The organism is Nonomuraea dietziae (genome assembly GCF_014195505.1).
GTDB lineage: Bacteria > Actinomycetota > Actinomycetes > Streptosporangiales > Streptosporangiaceae > Nonomuraea > Nonomuraea roseola.
This window is the reverse complement of record NZ_JACIBV010000001.1, coordinates 2,737,766-2,752,532: the sequence shown is the minus strand read 5'-3', so window position 1 is coordinate 2,752,532 and position 14,767 is coordinate 2,737,766. Positions and strand designations below refer to the sequence as shown.

The 14,767-nt window shown below is 72.9% G+C and carries 15 protein-coding genes and 1 pseudogene; 7 read left to right on the top strand and 9 right to left on the bottom strand.

The features are described 5' to 3' along the window. Window positions 1-82 precede the first annotated feature (82 nt). Entirely contained in the window at window positions 83-883 is an 801-nt protein-coding gene (locus FHR33_RS13230; RefSeq protein ID WP_183646642.1) for a DUF4253 domain-containing protein, read from the top strand. A 4-nt stretch (window positions 884-887) separates the two neighbouring features. Here the strand turns inward: FHR33_RS13230 and FHR33_RS50165 are convergent, their stop codons facing one another. Both FHR33_RS50165 and FHR33_RS50160 read right to left on the bottom strand, forming a co-directional pair. Next, window positions 888-1,763: a CocE/NonD family hydrolase C-terminal non-catalytic domain-containing protein gene (locus FHR33_RS50165; RefSeq protein ID WP_312895512.1), complete on the bottom strand. Its 876-nt coding sequence runs from the start codon at window positions 1,761-1,763 to the stop codon at window positions 888-890. A 97-nt stretch (window positions 1,764-1,860) separates the two neighbouring features. Continuing rightward, window positions 1,861-2,580, bottom strand: a pseudogene (locus FHR33_RS50160) (CocE/NonD family hydrolase); the annotation flags it as partial. 302 nt (window positions 2,581-2,882) lie between these two features. Between FHR33_RS50160 and FHR33_RS13220 the strand changes: the two are divergent. The 4 genes from FHR33_RS13220 (at window position 2,883) to FHR33_RS13205 (ending at window position 5,167) form a co-directional block, all read left to right on the top strand. Continuing rightward, window positions 2,883-3,428 carry a TetR/AcrR family transcriptional regulator gene (locus FHR33_RS13220; RefSeq protein WP_183646640.1) on the top strand — a complete coding sequence of 182 codons (546 nt, stop codon included), beginning with the start codon at window positions 2,883-2,885 and terminating at the stop codon, window positions 3,426-3,428. Continuing rightward, window positions 3,412-3,888 carry a DUF5360 family protein gene (locus FHR33_RS13215; RefSeq protein ID WP_183646637.1) on the top strand — a complete coding sequence of 159 codons (477 nt, stop codon included), beginning with the start codon at window positions 3,412-3,414 and terminating at the stop codon, window positions 3,886-3,888. The genes FHR33_RS13220 and FHR33_RS13215 overlap by 17 nt, the downstream gene beginning before the upstream one ends. Beyond that, window positions 3,846-4,517 (top strand): HAD family hydrolase, encoded by a 672-nt coding sequence (locus FHR33_RS13210; RefSeq protein WP_183646634.1) that lies wholly within the window; start codon window positions 3,846-3,848, stop codon window positions 4,515-4,517. Before FHR33_RS13215 ends, FHR33_RS13210 begins: the two co-directional genes overlap by 43 nt. A gap of 86 nt (window positions 4,518-4,603) precedes the next feature. Further along, complete coding sequence (locus tag FHR33_RS13205) at window positions 4,604-5,167, top strand: SRPBCC family protein (RefSeq protein ID WP_183646631.1); 564 nt, start codon at window positions 4,604-4,606, stop codon at window positions 5,165-5,167. Here the strand turns inward: FHR33_RS13205 and FHR33_RS13200 are convergent. From FHR33_RS13200 to FHR33_RS13180, 5 genes are all read right to left on the bottom strand, one after another. Beyond that, entirely contained in the window at window positions 5,110-8,253 is a 3,144-nt protein-coding gene (locus FHR33_RS13200) for an AfsR/SARP family transcriptional regulator (protein WP_183646629.1), read from the bottom strand. The two genes, FHR33_RS13205 and FHR33_RS13200, sit on opposite strands and share 58 nt — an antisense overlap. A gap of 163 nt (window positions 8,254-8,416) precedes the next feature. Then, window positions 8,417-8,734 (bottom strand): DUF5709 domain-containing protein, encoded by a 318-nt coding sequence (locus FHR33_RS13195; protein WP_183646626.1) that lies wholly within the window; start codon window positions 8,732-8,734, stop codon window positions 8,417-8,419. A 33-nt stretch (window positions 8,735-8,767) separates the two neighbouring features. Continuing rightward, a complete protein-coding gene (locus tag FHR33_RS13190; RefSeq protein ID WP_183646623.1) occupies window positions 8,768-9,310 on the bottom strand; it encodes a hemerythrin domain-containing protein in 543 nt (180 codons plus the stop codon). A 23-nt stretch (window positions 9,311-9,333) separates the two neighbouring features. Then, window positions 9,334-10,890 carry a gamma-glutamyltransferase family protein gene (locus FHR33_RS13185; RefSeq protein WP_183646620.1) on the bottom strand — a complete coding sequence of 519 codons (1,557 nt, stop codon included), beginning with the start codon at window positions 10,888-10,890 and terminating at the stop codon, window positions 9,334-9,336. Window positions 10,891-10,900: 10 nt separating this feature from the next. Next, the gene (locus FHR33_RS13180; RefSeq protein WP_221241078.1) at window positions 10,901-12,118 is read right to left on the bottom strand and encodes an MFS transporter; all 1,218 of its coding nucleotides are present in this window, start codon (window positions 12,116-12,118) and stop codon (window positions 10,901-10,903) included. A 151-nt stretch (window positions 12,119-12,269) separates the two neighbouring features. Between FHR33_RS13180 and FHR33_RS13175 the strand changes: the two genes are divergently transcribed. After that, complete coding sequence (locus tag FHR33_RS13175; protein WP_183646617.1) at window positions 12,270-12,506, top strand: MarR family winged helix-turn-helix transcriptional regulator; 237 nt, start codon at window positions 12,270-12,272, stop codon at window positions 12,504-12,506. Between the two features lie 6 nt (window positions 12,507-12,512). On the opposite strand, the gene FHR33_RS13170 is transcribed toward FHR33_RS13175, so the two are convergent. Further along, window positions 12,513-13,487, bottom strand: a complete 975-nt coding sequence (locus FHR33_RS13170; protein WP_183646614.1) for an amidohydrolase family protein — start codon at window positions 13,485-13,487, stop codon at window positions 12,513-12,515. Window positions 13,488-13,602: 115 nt separating this feature from the next. Then, window positions 13,603-14,409 (bottom strand): PucR family transcriptional regulator, encoded by an 807-nt coding sequence (locus FHR33_RS13165; protein WP_183646611.1) that lies wholly within the window; start codon window positions 14,407-14,409, stop codon window positions 13,603-13,605. Between the two features lie 35 nt (window positions 14,410-14,444). On the opposite strand from FHR33_RS13165, the gene FHR33_RS13160 reads away from it, so the two are divergent. Continuing rightward, window positions 14,445-14,642 carry a hypothetical protein gene (locus tag FHR33_RS13160; protein ID WP_183646608.1) on the top strand — a complete coding sequence of 66 codons (198 nt, stop codon included), beginning with the start codon at window positions 14,445-14,447 and terminating at the stop codon, window positions 14,640-14,642. Window positions 14,643-14,767: the final 125 nt, after the last annotated feature.

Sequence of the window (14,767 nt, the reverse complement as noted above, 5' to 3'; positions counted from 1 at the left end):
CGCAGCCGCGACCTGCGCAGAAGATTCATCGATCCCGTGTCCCTCAGGACAAAAGTCCCGGGGGACTACCATCTTCCGAGACATGAACACTCACCAGCTACCGGCGAGTCTTTGCCGGCTGTTCGAGGACGGCGGCCGCGGGCGGTCGCTCTCCTTCGAGCTGCCCGCGGGCGACGTCGTGTGGCCGGAGCAGCCCGCCAGGCGCCCGGCCTTCTGGATGAGCGACGAGCCCGCGCGAGACGGGCTGTGGGCGGCGATGCGGGCCGAGCATCCGCGTTCGGGTCTGTGGCCCGTGCTGCTGGACGAGTCGGCGCAGCCGTGGTCGTCCGCGCAGGTCGCGCCCGACTCGCCCGATCTCATCGACACCTTCACCGCCGCCGGGTTCATGAGCGAGGTGTGGCGAGACTGGGTCGCGCAGGTGCCGGTGGAGTCGCTGGCCGAGATCGAGCCGTTCGGGCCGCTGTGCCCCGGTCTGGCCGAGCCTGGGGAGCTGCGAGCCGATCCCGGATCGGTCGCCGACTGGTACGCGGGCGTGCTGGGCGAGCGCGGCATGCCGCTCGGACTGGCGGCCGCGCGCAGGGGCGCCGACGCGCTGGCGGTGATGGGCTGGCAGGGGGCGCTGCACCACAACGAGTGGATGGTGCCGCTGGCCGCGGTCGTGCGCAGCTGGGAGGAGCGCTTCGGCGCGCGCGTGGTCGCGCTGGGGTTCAACACGCTGGAGCTGAGTGTGGCCGCGCCGCCGGTCAGCCCCGAGCACGCGATCCACGTCGCGGCCGAGCACTGGGCGTTCTGTCCCGACAACGTCGTCCAGGGCGCGGGCGACCTGTACGGCTACGCCGAACAGATCAGGGGACAGTTCTGCTGGTCGTTCTGGTGGGACTAGTTCGCTAGTGGAAGGCGTGCTCCGGCGTCGGCAGCTCCACCTCCTGCGGGCCGCGCCACGTGGAGGGGCCGGTGGGCACCTCCGCCAGCGGCGCGCTGAGCGCGAAGGGCACGGTCACCTTGCTCCTGGCCAGATCGACCGTGACGGCCGCACCGGTGGCGCGCTCGCCGCTGTAGGTGGAGTCGGTGCCCGCGATCACCAGGGCGAGCCTGTGACCCTTCTTGAAGACGTAGTCGTGCGGCAGGGTCTCCCACTCGACCTGGGTGAAGGCGCCAGGCGTCAGCGGGCTGGGCGAGGACAGCGAGTCGCGGTTCTGCACGTCGAGCCAGCCGCGGGCGACGATCTCCAGCGGGCGGGTGGCCAGGTTCGTGGCGACCTTGCGGTAGCAGCCGTCGTCGGCGGCGGTCGACTCGCCGTGGCAGTCCTCCTCGGCGAGCGTGGTGATGCCCTGGCCGCGCCGCCAGTCGAGGCGGGTGTCGTCGCCGAAGTCGACGAGCAGCGCGGTCAGGTTCGCGGTCGGCCGATCCAGCGCGAGGCGCAGGTCGACCACCGGCGTGCCGGACAGGCGCAGGTCGAGGGGGAGCGCGCCGGTGGTGAAGGCGAGCCTGCCCGGCTTGGCGGTGCCGACGTCGGCGACCATCTCGGTCTCGGGCATCCGTACGTCGGTGAAGGCCGCCGTCGCGCCTCTGCGGGCCGGCAGCAGGCCGAGTGAGCCGTCGGCGGAGGGCCGCAGCGGCACCCTCATCGCCCCGCGCGCGGGCCAGTCCCGCTGGGTGATCCACTGCGCGGGGCCGACCTGCACGTCGGCGCGGGGCTTGCTCATGATCCCGTTGTCGACCCCGAGCAGCCAGTGGTCGAACCACTGGTGCAGCGTGTCCACCCACAGGGCCGCGGCGGCCCTCGAAGTCGAAGGGGTCCACGTGCTGGTACTGGCCGACCCAGATCTTGCGCGGCACGCCCCTGCTGCCCAGCGCCTTCCACCAGGCGGAGAAGTTGTCGGGCTTGACGTTGAGGTCGTTGACCGTGTGGACCACGAACACGCTGGCCTTCACGTTCGCGACGTCCTTCTCGTAGTCGCGCTCGGCCCAGAACGGGTTGTAGTCGCCCGTGTCGTCGCCGTCGCGCGCGTCCATGTCCGCCCGTACGGCCGCGCACTTGGCGTCGGGGTCGGTGTCGACCACGTTGGCCAGCCATGAGGCGTAGTCGTAGGAGTAGACGACGCCGCCCGAGCGCTGGTAGCGGTACCACGAGCTGATCGCCGAGATCGGGACGATCGTCTCCAGCCCCTCGACCCCGGTGGCGGCCACGGCGTTGGCCAGCGTGCCGTCGTACGACTTGCCGATCATGGCGGCTTTGCCCGTGGTCCAGGTGGCGTGGGCGGGCGTGCCGTCGGCGCGGTAGGCGGGGGCCCTGCCGTTCAGCCAGTCGATGACCGCCTTGCCGCCGACGACGTCGGCCTGACCTCCCGTGGCCGGGCAACCGTCGGACCTGGTGGTGCCGAGCATGTCGACGTTGAGTACCGCGTAGCCCCTCGGGACGAAGAAGTTGTCGTAGAACAGAGGGAACTTCGCCAGGTTGCCCTCGGCGTCGTAGACCTTGCGCTCGCTCTCGTTGCCTCTGCCCGAGTTGTCGTAGTAGGGGCTCTCGTCGATGATCACGGGGATCCGGTCCGCGGTCCTCGGGCGGATGATGTCCACCCTGACCCTGTCGAGGCGGCCGTCGGCGTCGCTGTCGATCGGCGCCTCCACGTAGACGTGCTCGCGGATGGCGTCGGCGTAGGAGAAGACCGGCTGCGAGCGGTCGCCGGCGATCGTGAGGGTGGCGGCATGGGCTGGTGGGGCGGTCGTCGCCACGAGGGCTAACGCGACGAGGGCGGCTCGTAACTGTGGCACGCGGGTCCTCCGTTGCAGGGGGGCTACTAGCGCAATGTCGATGATCGGGATGCCCCTGGCAAGATCTCCCTCCAAAGTGCACCGGCTGACCGGTATAGTTTCGAGGCGTGCCAAGACCCAGTTCGAGAGAGCGGCTGCTCGACGCGGCCGCCGAGGTGCTGCTCACCGACGGAGCCGAATCGCTGACGCTGGAGGCCGTGGCCAAGCGCGCGGGGGTGTCCAAGGGCGGCCTCTTCTACCACTTCCCGACCAAGCAGGCCATGGTGGCCGCCATGGTCGACAGGCTCACCTCCGCCTTCGACGCCGCCCTGGCCGGCGCGGGCAGCGAGCCGGGGGACTTCCTGCGCGCCTACGTCGCGGCGACGATCCCCGAGGACCACACCGCCGCGCCCGCCGACAGGGTGACGGCGGCGCTGCTGGCGGGCGTGCTGGTCGATCCGGCGGGCCTTGAACCGCTGCGCGGGCGGTTCGCCGCGTGGCAGGCGCGGCTGGTCGACGACGGCATCGACCCGGCCGCCGCGACCGTCGTACGGCTGGCGGTCGACGGATGGTGGGCCGTCAGGCTGCTCGGCCTCGGCGAGCCCGCACCCGGACTGCACGCGAGCACCCGCCGCTACCTCATGGAGGCGATCGACCGTGCTGCGCGCGACTAAGGCCCTCATGCTCGTGACGGACCTCGGGTTCGTCGTCTACTTCTCGGTCACGGGACTGGGGCTGATCCCGCCGGAGTGGGCCTTCGCCGACTACGGCAACCCGCTCATGGCCGACTGGAACTGGTCCTTTCTCTGGATCGACCTCCTGGCCAGCGCCACGGGCCTGACGAGCCTGTGGCTGCTGAGGACGGGCGGCGCGCGCGGCGCCGGTCTCATGCTGGTCTCGCTGGTGCTGACCATGGCCTCGGGGCTGATGGCGATCGCGTTCTGGACCCTTCGCGGTGACTTCTCGCTCGCCTGGTGGATCCCCAACCTCTACCTGCTGCTCTTCCCGATCCCCGCGATCGCCGCGCTGACCGCCCCCTCGGCCGCCCGCGACGGCGAGACCGTAGAGTTGGGGCGGATCAGGGAGGATCGATGGTGGTCAGGGCAGTGGTGTTCGACGTCGGCGAGACGTTGATCGACGAGACGCGCATCTGGTCGCGCTGGGCCGACAGGCTGGGCGTGACCCGGCTGACGTTCATGGGCGTGCTCGGCGGGATGGCCGCGCTCGACCGCTCCCACCGCGACAGCTTCCAGATCCTGCGACCCGGTTTCGACCTCGAGGCCGAGATCGCGGCATGGGCGCGCGACGAGCCCGAGAGCCTGCGCAACCACTTCGACGCCGACGACCTCTACCCCGACGTGCGCGAGGCCCTGGACGGCCTCAGGCAGGCGGGTGTCCAGGTGGTCATCGCGGGCAACCAGCCCACCAGGGCCTACGACGCGCTGGTGGCCATGGACCTGCCGGCCGACTCCATCCACACCTCCGACGGCTGGGGCGTGGCCAAGCCGGCCCCCGAGTTCTTCGCCAAGGTCGCCGCGGTGGCGGGCAGGGAGCCCGGTGAGATCCTCTACGTCGGCGACAGGTTCGACAACGACGTGCTGCCCGCCGCGCGCGCGGGGATGCGCACCGCGCTGCTGCGCAGGGGCCCGTGGGGCCACCTGCACGCCGACAGGCCCGAGGCCGCCGCGGCGGACGTGATCATCGACGACCTGTACGGCGTGCTGCCCGCCGTGCGCGCACTGAACGAGGCAGGCAGGCCTTAAGGCCACCGGAAGGCGATCGTAAGGGGCGAGGAGCACTGTGGGTCACGTCGGAAGTGATCCACCTTCGAGCCCCTGAGAGGCCGGCCATGACGCAGACCGCCGAGTACGAGATCGTCCTTCACCTCGACGCCCCCCGCGAGCAGGTGTACGCCGCCTGGACCACCCCCGGGCGCTTCGCCCGCTGGTTCGGCCCCCGCATCTTCACCACCCCCGCCGACCGCGTGGCCCTGGACGTCAGGCCGGGCGGCGCCTGGCAGGCCACGCTGGTCGGCGACGAGGGCTTCGAGGTCACCCTCCAGGGCGCCTACCGCGAGGTCGCGGGCCCCGGCAGGCTGGTCTTCACCACCGGCGACCCCGACAACCCCGGCGACGCCCCGGCCTCGGTGGTGACCCTCACCCTGGACGAGGGCGAGGGCGGCGGCACCACGATGCGCTTCCACCAGTTCGGCGTCAACACCGACCAGGAGCACGCCGAGCAGGCCAGGGCGGGATGGCTGGAGTTCTTCGAGCGCCTGGCCGAGCACCTGGCCGTTCAGGCCGCGTCGTCTCAGGGCGTGTCGTCTCAGGCGGCGTCGTCTCAGGGCGTGTCGTCTCAGGCCGCCGTGTCCCTGGCCACGTCGTCGAAGGTCAGCTCGCAGCCGGCGGCGTAGGCGGCGGCGAACGCCTCGGGGCCGAGCGCGGCCTCGATCCTCGCGGTGATGCGCCGCACCTCGTCCTCCTCTGTACGGCTGGCGGGGGTGCGGTGCGCCAGCCTGGCCGACGCGGCCAGACCGAGCAGCCTCGCGCCCTCCTGCGGCCCTGACGCGGCGGCGAGCCCCTCGACCGTGAGCGCCGTCGTGCGGGGGTCACCGATCCTCCTGGCGGCGGCGAACGCCTCGAGGAACAGCTCACGCGCGCCCTCGGCGTCGCCCCGCAGCTCGTGGACGAAGCCCAGCTCCACGAGTGTCGTGGGCAGGAACAGCGGGGGCTCGCCGTCCCTCGGGACGCCGTCGAGCAGCCGGTCGAGGTGGGTGCGCGCCAGATCCAGCCTGCCCGCCCTGCGGGCGGAGAAGCCGAGACCCATCTCGGCGAAGATCTGTCCCTCGCGGTAGCCCTGCCCCGTGGCCAGCTTGAGCGCTTGGCCGCAGTGGTCCATCGCCGCGTCGTGGTCGCCCTCGTTCATGGCCATCCAGCCCAGCCACGACAGCCTGCCCACGACATCGGGCCACAGGCCGAGCTCCTCGGCGATGCGCAGGTCCTCGGTGAACAGCCGGGTGGCCGCCTCGATGTCGCCGTGGATCTCGGCCAGCCCGCCGAGCCACTCGGTGGCCTGCAGCCGTCCCCAGCTGTCGCCGAGCTCGGCGAACAGCGCGGCGCTCTCGCCGCCGTCGCGCTCGAGGGCCTCCAGGTCGCGCAGGGTGAAGGCGTCGCGGGCGTGCCTGCTCAGCGCCGCCGCCACGCCCCACCTGTCGCCCACCTCGCGGAAGGTCTCCAGCGCGCTGTCGACCAGGGCGCGCGAGGTCGGCAGGTCGGCGATGCCGAGGGAGACGAACCACTCCGCCCTGGCCCGGTCGGCGGGATCGGCGAGATCCAGGGCCTGCTTCCAGTCGACGTCCTCGCCGAGCAGCAGCGCGAACCCCGCGCTCCAGGCCCGCGCCCTCGCCCTGTCGGCGGCGGAGGCGTCGCCCCCCACGGCCTGACCCGCCTGAGCGGCCTGAGCGGCCTGTCCCGTCTGAGCGGCCTGTCCCGTCTGAGCGGCCTGGGCGGCCGCGAGCGCGGCCTGCAGCGAGCGACGTGCCTCGCCGAGCCTGCCGCGCAGGAACCAGTACCAGGCCAGGGCGTTCACCAGCCGCAGGGCGTCGGCCACGGGGGCGGCGTCGAGCGCGGCCCTCAGGTTGGCCGCCTCGGCGTCCAGCCGCCGCATCCAGCGCGCCTGCTCGGGCCCGCGCAGATACGACTCGGCCCGTACGGCGAGCGCGGTGTAGTAGCCGGCGTGCGCCTGCCGTATCCGTACGGCCTCGCCCGCGTCGTCCAGGCGGTGCAGGCAGTAGGCCGTCACCGACTCCAGCAGCCGGTAGCGCACCCCCGAAGGTCCCTCCACGACCACCACCAGCGATCTGTCGACCAGCCGCGCGAGCGTGTCGAGCACGTCGACGCCGTCCTGCGCGCACACCGCCTCGGCGGCCTCCAGCGTGCAGCCGTCGGCATGGACGGCCAGGCGGCGCAGCACGACCCGCTCGTCGTCGGTGAGCAGGGTCCAGCTCCAGTCGATCATCGCCATCAGCGTCTGCTGCCGGGCGGGAGCGCCGCGCTGGAAGCCGGCCAGCACCTTGAACCTGTCGTCGAGCCTGGCCACGAGCTCCTGGACACCGAGCGCCCTGACGCGGGTGGCGGCCAGCTCGAGCGCCAGCGGGATGCCGTCCAGCCTGCGGCACAGCTGCGCGACCGCCTCGGCGTTGCCCTCGTCGAGGGCGAACCCCCTGGCTGAGGCGGTGGCCCTGGCCATGAACAGCCGCACGGCGTCGGCCTTGGCCACCGTGAACAGCTCGGAGCCCTGGGGCAGCTCGAGCGCGGGCACGCTCCACAGCGCCTCGCCCGCCACGTTCAGCGGCTCCCGGCTCGTCGCCAGGATGCGCAGGCCCTCCACCGAACGCAGCAGCGTCTCCGCCAGCAGGGCGGCCTGTTCGACCACGTGCTCGCAGTTGTCGAGCACCAGCAGCAGGCGTCGCCCGCGCAACGCCTCGACCAGGCGCTCCATGGTGCCCGCCGAGTCCTCACGGATGTCGAGCGCGACGAGCACGGCCTCGGCGAGCGACGGCGTGAGCCGGTCGTAGGGCGCCAGCTCCACCAGCCACGCGCCGTCGGGATGTGCCCCTGTGAGCCGCCGCCCGACCTCCAGCGCCAGGCTCGTCTTGCCCACGCCGCCCGAGCCCGTGAGCGTGACCAGCCTGCTCGTGTCCAGCAGGGCGCGCACCTCGGCCACCGCCTCCTCGCGCCCGATCAAATCGCTCACGGCGGCCGGCAGGTTCGTCGCGGGGCGCTCGGCCCTGCCGCTCAGCGCGGGGTCCTGGCGCAGGATGCGGGCGTACAGGTCGGCCAGCGCGGGCGAGGGGTCGAGGCCCAGCTCGTCGGCGAGCCTCTCGCGCAGCTCGCCGTAGCTGGCCAGCGCCTCGCTCTGCCGTCCCGCCCGGTAGAGGGCGGCCATGTGGACGGCGCGCAGCCGCTCTCTGAGCGGATGCGCGGCCACGAGTTCGGCCACCTCGACGGGCTCTCCCGCCGCCAGCCGCGCCTCGGCGAGCTCCTCGACGGCGCTGAGGCGCGCCTCCTCCAGTCGGGCGATCACCGGCCTCAGGAACTCGAAGTCGGCGAAGTCGGCGAACGCGGCGCCCCGCCACAGTTCCAGGGCCTCCGCCCACCTGCCCTCCTCGGTCAGCGCCGTGAAGCGGGCGGCGTCGACCGCGCCGGGGGCGGCCTGCAGCGCGTAGCCGGGAGCGCGCGAGAGCACGAGGTTCTTACCGCCTGGCTCGGCGTCCTCCAGCGCGCGGCGCAGCTGCGAGACCCGCACCTGCAGAGCGGCCGAGGGGTTGCCGGGAGGTTCGTCCCCCCACAGGTCGTCGACCAGCCGGTCGGCGGAGACCACCCGTCCGTCGGCGGCGAGCAGGGCGGCCAGCAACGCGCGCACCTTCAGGCCCGGGATCGCGACGACCTGTCCCTCGTCGGTCCAGGCTGTCACGGGGCCGAGCACACCAAAGCGCATACGACCGACCTTAAGGGCAGGCGAACGTTGCCTGCAGCGGGTCGCCGCGCGGCCAGGCCGGCCCGCCGCCCACTGCGCCGCGTCCGCCCCGCCTACGCGATGTGGGTACAGGGGCGAGCACGCCGACGCCGGACCGGTGGGAACCGGTCCGGCGTCAGCGTCCTCACGGCTGCTCGGGGTCGATGCGGACGGCGCGCTCCTCTGCCGACAGGTCGCCCGAGTCGCTCCCCACGTCCTCGCCGATCTCCTCGCTCTCGACGTCGGGCGCGAGGCCCTCGTCGGGCGAGAGGAGCCTGTGCTCCTCGCGGGGCGCTCTCTCCCGTTCGGGGGCCTCCCGCCACAGCCGCTCGGCCACGGTGTCCTGGTGCTGGGGGTCGTCCTCCTCGATCACATGGTTCTGGCCGAGGTCGTCGGTCCACTCCTCGACCTCGATCTCCTGCTCGTCGCTCATGCCGTAGCGGTCCGGCGGTGTTTCGGTCATAGCGGCTCACTACCCCGCACGAGGCCCGAAACCCTAGGACTTTGCCTTCTTGACGGCCTCGGCCAACTCATCCTTGTCCATGGTCGACCTGCCGGGGATGTCGGCCTCCTGCGCCTGCTTGTACAGCTCCTCCTTGGAGGGAGCGGGCGGGCGCAGGGCGAGCAGCTCGCTCTCCCTGCGCTCCTTGAAGGCCTTGCCCAGCTGCTCCAGCTGCTTCTGGCTGAGCGACTCGCGAAGGGCGGGGAGGATCTCGCTCTCCTCCTCCTCGACGTGGTGCTTCACGGACTCGACGAGCTTGACGAGGGTCTCGGAGAACTGAGGGGTGCCGGGGGTGGCGTGCTTGAGCGCGTCGAGGAGGACCTCGGCCTCCTTGTGCTCCTCCACGCCGTGGTGCGCCTCGGAGGGCTGGACCTCGGCGTAGACCCTGTCCTCCTCTGCCCTTGCGTGGGCGGTGAGCAGGGCGGCCAGCTCGGCCACGTCGGCCTCGGGGTCGCCCTGCCTGCTGTTGAGCCGCTCGAACAGCGCCTCGATCGCGCGGTGGTCACTGGTGATCATCGTGATGACGTCGGTTCCCATGGGAGCCGGTGCTACCCAGGGGGTCAGCGTCCAATCGCGGCGCCGATGCGGGCGCGCGGGTCGGCCGCGCCCGCGAGAACCCCGTCCGGCAGGACGTCGATGAGGTGGGCGTGCCCGAATCCCGTCCCGTACGGCATGCCCGCCACCGGATGTCCGAGCGCGGACAGGCCGTCGGCCCAGCCCGCGCCCTCCTCCAGCTCCATGACGGTCTCGTCGGGTGCGTCCCAGGTGTCGAAGCCGGTGCCGCCGGTGCCCAGCCGCCAGCGCGGGGCCGAGATCGCCTGCCCCGGCGTCTGGCCGTGCCTGAGCAGGCGGGTGATGACCTGGAGCAGGATCTGGGGCTGCGCGTCGCCGCCCATGGTGCCCACGACCGAGCGAAGCGAGCCGTCCTGCCTGGTGATGAGGGCGGGGGTGAGCGTGTGCGGAGGGCGGCGGCCAGGGCCGTACTCGGCCGGGTGCCCGGGTGTGAGGGAGAAGCCGATGCCGCGGTTGTGCAGGTTGATCCCGGTGCGCGGCTCGACCAGCAGGCTGCCGAAGCCAGAGGCGTTCGACTGGATGAGGGAGACGCCCATGCCGTCGCCGTCCACGGCGCACAGGTAGGTCGTGTCGCCCTCGGCGGTCAGCCCGCGCACCCTGAGCCGGGCCGTGGGGTCGACCATGGCGCGCCGCCTGGCGATCTCGGTCTCCGACACCAGGTCCCGCGCGTGCTCGTGCAGCAGCGACAGCCTGTCGTGACCGGCGATCCTGGCGGCCTCGCCCAGCAGGTGCGCCCAGAGGGCGTGATCGGGGGTCGGAGGCAGGTCGAGGCCGTCGACGACGCCCAGCGACAGCAGCAGCAGGTAGCCCTGGGAGTTGGGCGGCATGGACCACACGTCGTGGCCGAAGGCCCGCACGCGCAGCGGCTCCACCCAGTCGGCCGTCGGCTTGGCCAGGTCGTCGGGGACGTACTCGCCCGCGCCGAGCTCGAGCAGGCCCTGGCCGAACTCGCCCTGGTAGAAGCCCTCCCTGCCGGAGGAGGCGATCGCCTCGAGCGTACGGGCCACGCCCGGCCTGGTCATCAGCTGTCCCGGCGAGGAGACGGCGGCGAAGTCGGGGTGGTGGGCCAGCGCCGAGGCGATGGGGGCCAGCAGGGGTGAGACGGGAAAGCCGTGCGCGGCCAGGTCGATCGCGGGGGCGAGGACCGTGGCCATCGGGAGCCTGCCGTACCTGGAGTGCAGCGCGAGCCAGCCGTCCACGGCCCCCGGCACCGGCGCCGACCTGATGTCGTTGCGGAGGGGCATGACGGTGTGGGCCTCGGCCCGCAGCCTGCCGGGGTCGGCGCCCGAGCCCGCGCGTCCCGAGGCGTTGAGCGCGGTGACGGAGCCTTCGGCCCTGCCTCCGGAGCCGCCGTCGTGGACGAGGGCGAACAGGTCCCCGCCGAGCCCGCACATGTGGGGGGCGGTGACCGCGAGGACGGCGTTGGTGGCGATGGCGGCGTCGGCGGCCGAGCCGCCGCGGTCGAGCATGGTCAGACCTGCGGCGGAGGCGAGGTGGTCGACACTGCACACCATGCCGGACCGGGCATATCGGGTGTTCTGCACGGATCAGACCTTACGCGGTCCTCGCGCGCAGGATCCTGATGCCCGTCACCCTGGCCAGCGCCAGCGCGGCGAGCAGGGTGGCGGCCGTGGTGCTCACACCGCCGATCTGCAGCGCGAGGCGCGGGCCCATGGCGTCGCTGAGCCAGCCGAGCAGCGGCCCGCCCAGCGCGCCTGCCGCCGCGCTCACCAGGCCGAGCACCGAGATGACCCGGCCGCGCAGCTCGTCGGGGCTGCCGAGCTGGACCCTGGCGCCGATCGTGGTGTCGATGACGACCGCGCCGGCGGCGATCGGCAGCAGCAGCGCGGCGAAGGGCCACAGCCCGGGGACCAGGCCGCTGAGCGCCTGGGCCACGCTGGCGAGGAAGGCCATGACCAGTAGCAGGCGCATGGTCAGCCGCGGCCTGCTCGCGGCGAAGATGCCGCCGAGCACGGTGCCGACCGCGAAGACCGTGGACAGCAGGCCGTAGCCGACCGCGCCCGCGCCGAGCGGTCCGGCCGCCATCGAGGCCATCGTCACCTGGTAGTTGCGGCCGAGGCTGCCGAGGATGAGGGAGAGGGCGAGCACCACCAGCAGCCAGGGGGTGCGCAGCACGTGACGCAGGCCGTCACGGATGCCGCCGGTGCCCGCCGGCGCCTTGGCGAGCAGGTACATCTCTCCAGCGCGCATCGCGGCGAGCGCGCCGATGACGGCCAGGAAGCTGATGGCGTTGATGACGAACAGGCCGCCCGTGCCCGTGAGGGGAAGCAGCACACCCGCCAGGCTCATGCCGAGGATGCGGCCCGCGGAGTTGATGACCGAGCCGAGCGCCATCGCGTTGGGCAGGTCGGCGGGCGGGACGACCTCGGCGCCGAAGCGGCCGAGCGCGGGGCCGCCGAGCGCGGTGACCAGCCCTCCCGCCAGCGCCACGCCGTACACGGGCAGGACGGAGGTGACGCCCGTCATCGCCACGACGGCGAGCACGACGGCCAGCAGTCCCTGGGCGACCTGTGAGGCGACCACCACCGGGCGGGCGGGCAGCCTGTCGGCGAGCGCGCCGCCCCACAGGCCGAAGGCGAGGGTGGGAAGCGCCTGAAGGACCAGGCTGAGACCCACGCTCGTCGCCGAGCCCGTGGCCTCCAGGATGAGCCAGTTGACGCCGAGCACCTGCATCCAGGTGCCTGTCACGGAGACGAGATCGGCGCCGGCCCAGAGTCGGTAGTTGTGGTGCTTGAGCGAGCTGAGCAGCAAGGAAGTGCAATCTCTTGGGAAAGGGGGTGGCGAGATTTGGAACGTAGGGGTTTAGAAACCGATTCCGGTTGTGACCGGATTCACGTTTGGGACATCCTCTCGATGGACAAGCGCGGCGTACCGGCCGTCCAGAGCCATGAGCTGCTCGTGCGTGCCGCGCTCGGCGATCCGCCCCGCCTCGAGCACGACGATCTGGTCGGCCTCGCGCGGGGAGACCGACCCCGCCAACCGCCGCTCCACCCTGTTGCTGATCACCGCGCGTGGCGAGGAGGTCTACGAGCAGGCGCGGCAGGCCAGGCGAGAGGTCGCCCGCGAGCTGTTCGGCGGGCTGTCGCAGGAGCAGCGCGAGACCCTGAGGGAGCTGCTCGGCACGGTGGAGCAGGCGTAGGCGCCGTCAGCCCGCCTCTTCGCGCCGCTCGGCCCCGCCGGACGGCGCGGGGGTGAGCGCGCCGCCGATCACGGTGCCGAGCACCGGAGGCTGGTCGAGCAGCGCCGCGTAGGGGTGACGGCCCCCACGGGTGTCGAAGACGGCCAGATCGGCCCTGCTGCCGGGTCCGAGCGTGCCGATCCTGCCTGGCCCCGCCGCCCTGCCGAGCGCCCGCGCCCCTCCGAGGGTCGCCGCCTCGACGAGCACCCGCTCCAGCCGCGTCAGCCGGGTGGCCTGCCGTACGGCCCTGGCCGCGGCCAGGGGAGGCCCGCCCATCGCGATCGGGTTGCCCTCCTCGACCAGCGCCGAGGCGTCGCCACCCGGCAGCGCGACCGAGCAGCCGCGAAGGCGCAGCAGCTTGCGCTCGCCCGGCCCCAGCAGGCCGGGCCGGGTGAGGTGGCAGTGCGGGCCGAGCACGCCCGCCTCGTCGAGCACCGCGGGGGAGCGACGGCGCAGGTCGGCCATGAGCCGGAACCCGAACGTCCGTGCCAGCACCGCCAGATCCTCCAGCACCTGTGGATCGGCCGCGTGCGCCGCCACCCCCACAGGGCCCGCGTGCTCGCGGAGGGCGGTGATCAGCGCGTCACGCTCACGCTCCTCCCACGCCTGCTCGCTCGCGCAGCCGACCTCGAGATAGGTGACGCCGCCCGGCCTGTCGTGCTCGCCCACGTCGGCCGCCCACGTCACCCCCGGGCCCAGCGGCCCCGTACGGCAGGCGTCGACCAGCCCAGGCGTGATCATGCCGGGCCAGCGGATCTCCTCCTCGACGGGGAAGAGGGCGAGCAGGTCGGGCCTCGGGCCCACCTGGAGCACGCGCTCGCCCCTGACCACCACGGCGCCGTCGCGCAGGGGAGGGGCGGCGACGGGAAGCACGAGAGGGGCGGAGTGGAGGATGACGGGCGCGGGCGGACGCATGCCGAATCCCCGCGTCAACACTCCCATTGTGTGATTAAAAGGCACTCGCGGTGGCAAATCAATCACGACCGTTGATCGGAAGGCGCCGAGCGAGAGGGTTCTCGCAGGCGGGAGAGGCGGCGGAGGTCCCGGGAGGCCGGCGTCAGGAGCGGGGGCGGTAGCGGCCGGACAGGCGGGCGAGCTTCAGGCTGAGATGGAGGCTGAGGCGCTCGCCGCCGTCCTTCAGGTCGGTCTGGGCGAGCTCCTCCACCCGCTGCAGCCGGTAGTACAGCGACGTGCGGTGCAGGCGCAGGCGGCGGGAGGTGGCGACGGCGCTGCCGGCCAGGTCGAGGTAGGTCTCCAGGGTCTCCAGCAGGGGCAGGTGCTGGGCGTCGGCGAGCAGTCGTTCGAGGCCAGGGTGCAGGTCGGCTCTCGGGACGTGGGTCAGCATCCGGTAGACCCCGAGCCGCGTCCACTCCACGGTCCTGCCGAGACCCGGCACCCTGGCCGCCACCTGGGCGGCGTGCAGCGCCTCCGCGTAGGAGGCGTCGGCCTCGGCCAGCGAGGGCCTCGGACGGCCGACGCCGACCACCACGGGAAGCGCCATCGCGGCGTGCACCTCCTCTGCGGGAGGAGGGGAGGTGGTCAGGAGCGTGGCGTGGTCGTAGCGCACCAGGTGCAGGCCGCCCAGGCGGCGCCGTACGGTCAGCATGCCCTGCTCCAGCGCCAGCCTGGCCGCCTCGGAAGGCTCGGCGGCGAGAGGCGCCGCCACCAGCGCCGTGACGGCGAGCGCCTGGGGGAAACCCGCCTCGATCAGCGCGCGGGAGGCGCCGGGGTCGCCGGCCAGCACGCCCGTGACCGCCTCGAGCTCGCGGTGCGAGGCCAGGTGCTCGGCGAGGCTCTCGTGGAACAGCGCGACCGCCAGTGCGGCGGCGGAGGCCCTGGCCTCGTCGATGTCGGCGGCCGACATGGCGGGGGCCCGCGTCGATGAACCACAGGAAGCCCATGAGGGCGCCGTCATGGCGCACGGGCACGCAGACCCTGGGCAGCAGGCCGAGCGCGGGCGCGCCGGGGGTGCGCAGCGGCTCGGTGGCCTCCAGGATGCCCGCGGCGTGCAGGAACCCGCGCACCTCGGGCGTCGTGTGGCGGCGCAGGATCGAGTCGCGCCTGATGTCGTCCATCGCGCCGTCCTGCTCGGAGTAGGCGATCACGCGCTGGAAGCGGTCCTCCAGCAACAGGGGCCGCCCGAGGCGGATGGCTAAGTCGTCGACGCTGCGCTGGAGCACTACCTGGCCTTTTCGGCAAGTGTCGGACAAGAGGAGCGCATT